This window comes from Phormidium sp. CCY1219, from assembly GCF_035615515.1.
Classification (GTDB): Bacteria; Cyanobacteriota; Cyanobacteriia; order Cyanobacteriales; family Laspinemataceae; genus CCY1219.
In genome coordinates, this window is sequence record NZ_JAJENT010000967.1 from 1 (window position 1) to 3,129 (window position 3,129).

The 3,129-nt window shown below is 49.5% G+C and carries 1 protein-coding gene; it reads right to left on the reverse strand.

Annotation, left to right across the window (positions count from 1 at the left end; all coding sequences use genetic code 11):
* Positions 1 to 683: 683 nt before the first annotated feature.
* Positions 684 to 3,129: cadherin-like domain-containing protein (locus LKK83_RS31010; RefSeq protein WP_324635325.1), on the reverse strand; the 2,446-nt coding region annotated here is incomplete at its 5' end.

Below are 3,129 nucleotides of genomic sequence, written 5' to 3' on the forward strand. Positions count from 1 at the left end.
TGTCACGATTCGCATTTTCTGGCCGCATAACACACCCTACCTATTATGGTGTCGCCCCCGGTAGGGTGTGTTGCGGCATCGATAAATTATGGATTTTCACGACAAATATTGACCTAGCCGCAACGCACCGCCCCCACCAACAAACCCCATTAATAAATATGTGAATTTAACCCAAAATTCAGACGGTGCGTTATGCGGAAATATGATTGATTTGTAACCATTGACATTTTCTGGCCGCATAACACACCCTACCTATGATGGTGTCGCCCCCGGTAGGGTGTGTTGCGGCGGGAATAAATGATGGGTTTTCACGAAAATATCGACATCGCCGCAACGCACCACCCCCACCAACAAATCCCATGAATAAATATGTGAATTCAACCCAAAATTGAATTCGGGGTTCCGTGGATGGTGCGATGATGATGTCAGAAATGAATGTGATGGTGGAAATGTGGGGGGCGGTGTTGACGGCGATTTCCATTTTCTGGTGGCGCACGAAGGTTGATTGTCGCCGCAACGCACCCTACCTAACTATCCGCTGCCAATCCATCACCTATCCATTGTCCATCCGCTGCCAACATCCGCTGCCAACTAGACAAAGAAACCGGGTTTCTTCTATGCACATCACAGTCATCTGTGGGATGTAAAGAAGAAACCCGGTACGAAAGGTTATCTGACGAACTTTACACCAAGACCGTAAAGTCAGCGCTGGTAATCAAACCAACATCAACACCCGTCAACGTCGCCAGCAACTCATTATTACTGGAAATCAAAGTATTGCCATTACTGCCAGTAATACTCAAATCGGCAAACGTCAGACCACCGGCTAAACCAATTTTGTCAGTTCCATCGATAAAATCGAGGACTTCATCAGAACCGAAACCAGATTGAATGGCAAAATAGTCCGTGCCATCGTTACCAATTAAAGTATCATTCCCGGCATCGCCATAAAGGAAGTCATCTCCGTCTTCACCCCAGAGGTAGTCATTGCCTTCGCCACCGAAGACCACATCATTATCGGCATTTCCGGTTAGGCTATCGTTGCCTTTATCGCCATAGATAATATCGGCCCCTTCATCGCCATGAATTAGGTCATTGCCTTGACCACCGTGGGCAGTATCGTTGCCAGTTCCCCCGGAAATCGAATCATTGCCCACATTGCCTTGGAGGTAATCATTGCCATCACCACCCAACAGCAAATCACCGGCATCACCAGAGACTAAATCGGGATTAGATGGCCCACCAAACAGGCTGTCATCACCCAAGTCGCCAGACAGAGAATCGCTACCCAGGTCGCCATACATTAGGTCATTGTCTTGACCACCGAAAGCAATATCATTACCTTGGCCACTATATATAATGTCATTGCCTTGGTTGCCATTGAGCAAGTCTGCCCCTTGGTTGCCGTAAAGTTCATCATTGCCCTCTTTACCGAATAGGACATCGTTACCTTGCAAGCCTCGGATAAAGTCGTTGCTACCGAGACCGCTGATGACATCCGAAGTCGGTTGACCATCAATATTATCAGCCCCATCATCTCCAACGGCAGTAAAGGCAATATTGGCTAAATCTACCGTGGGGAAAGGCGGAATTGGCGGTGGGACTGGTAAAGAACCGTTCTCGGTGGCATCAGTGGTGTCATCTGATGCCAGAATATTACCCAAGTTTGTGAATAAGGGAGTTTCACTGGTTGGGGCCGGGGCAACGGGTATTACATCAGTGTCCGTTGGTTGGTCAGTTGGTTGGTCTGCTGGACTATCTGTGGGACTATCCGCTGCTGGACTATCTGTGGGACTATCCGCTGCTGGACTATCTGTGGGACTATCCGCTGCTGGATTATCTGTGGGACTATCCGCTGCTGGACTATCTGTGGGACTATCCGCTGCTGGATTATCCGCTGCTGGATTATCTGTGGGACTATCCGCTGCTGGACTATCCGCTGCTGGATTATCAGTGGGACTATCCGCTGCTGGATTATCCGCTGCTGGAATATCCGCTTCATCCACGTCGGTGTTTGTCACCGTGACATCGGATAGGTCAAAGCCATCATAGTTGGCATCATTACTGCTGACAGTAGTGGTGATGGTATATTCCGTATCCCCATCATTGGTGTCATCGGTGACTCCGGTGACTGTCACGGTTTGCGGTGTATCCCAGCTATCCGCAGTAAAAGTTAGGGTTGACTGGGAAACAGTTCCTTCGGCGGTATTGCTGGACGCGAGAGCAATGGTGACATCTGCCGTCGGTTCGCTGTCGAGTACCACGGTAAAAGTGCCGGTTGCCCCTTCAGCAGTAGTTAGACTGGTTTCGCCGATGGTAATCCCTGGAGTATCTTCGTTGACCGCGTTAACAGTAATGGTGAAATTTTGGGTAGCAGAGGTATCCACACCACCATTGGCTGTGCCGCCATTATCTTGGACTGCCACATCAAAGGTGGAAGTCCCGGAAGCTTTAGCAGCAGGGGCGTAAGTCAAGTTGCCATTGGCATCTACTGCCGGGGCTGTGGCAAATAAGGCCGCGTTGCTGATGCTGCTGACGGTGTAAGTGGCCGTTTGACTGGTTTCGTCAGTTCCTCCCCCAGGGCTGAAAGTTGCCCAACCCGTTACCGTTTGGGTTCCAGTATCTTCGTTGACCGCCGTTGGATTAGTGGCAGTGAAGCTGGGTTGGTCGTTGACTGGAGTAATGGTCAAGTTAGCCGTTGCATCAGTGGCAGCATAAGCTGTGCCATCGTGGCCATTCCAAGTAAAGCTGACATTGCCGTTAAAATCAGCATCGGGAGTAAAGACCAAGTTGCCCAAGTCAGCGGCATTGATTTCTTGGTTGGCAGTGACAGCAGTTCCACTTAACTTCAGAGTTCCGTTACTGGGAAGGGAAGTTATTTTAAGAATGGATAAGCTGTCGCCATCTACATCAGTGAAAGCCGCAGTAAAGTCCGTGGCAGCAAAGGTGATGTCCGCATCTTCGTTACCCGACTTGCTGAGAGTGCTTAGGGTGGGCAGGTCGTTAAGGTCGTTAACGTTAATCGTTAATTCCTTCTGGACAGTCTCTCCTGCCGCATCTTGGGTTTGCACTCGGATATTGTAACTAGATTTAGTTTCAAAGTCCGGGGAACTGTTGATTTGCAGTTGG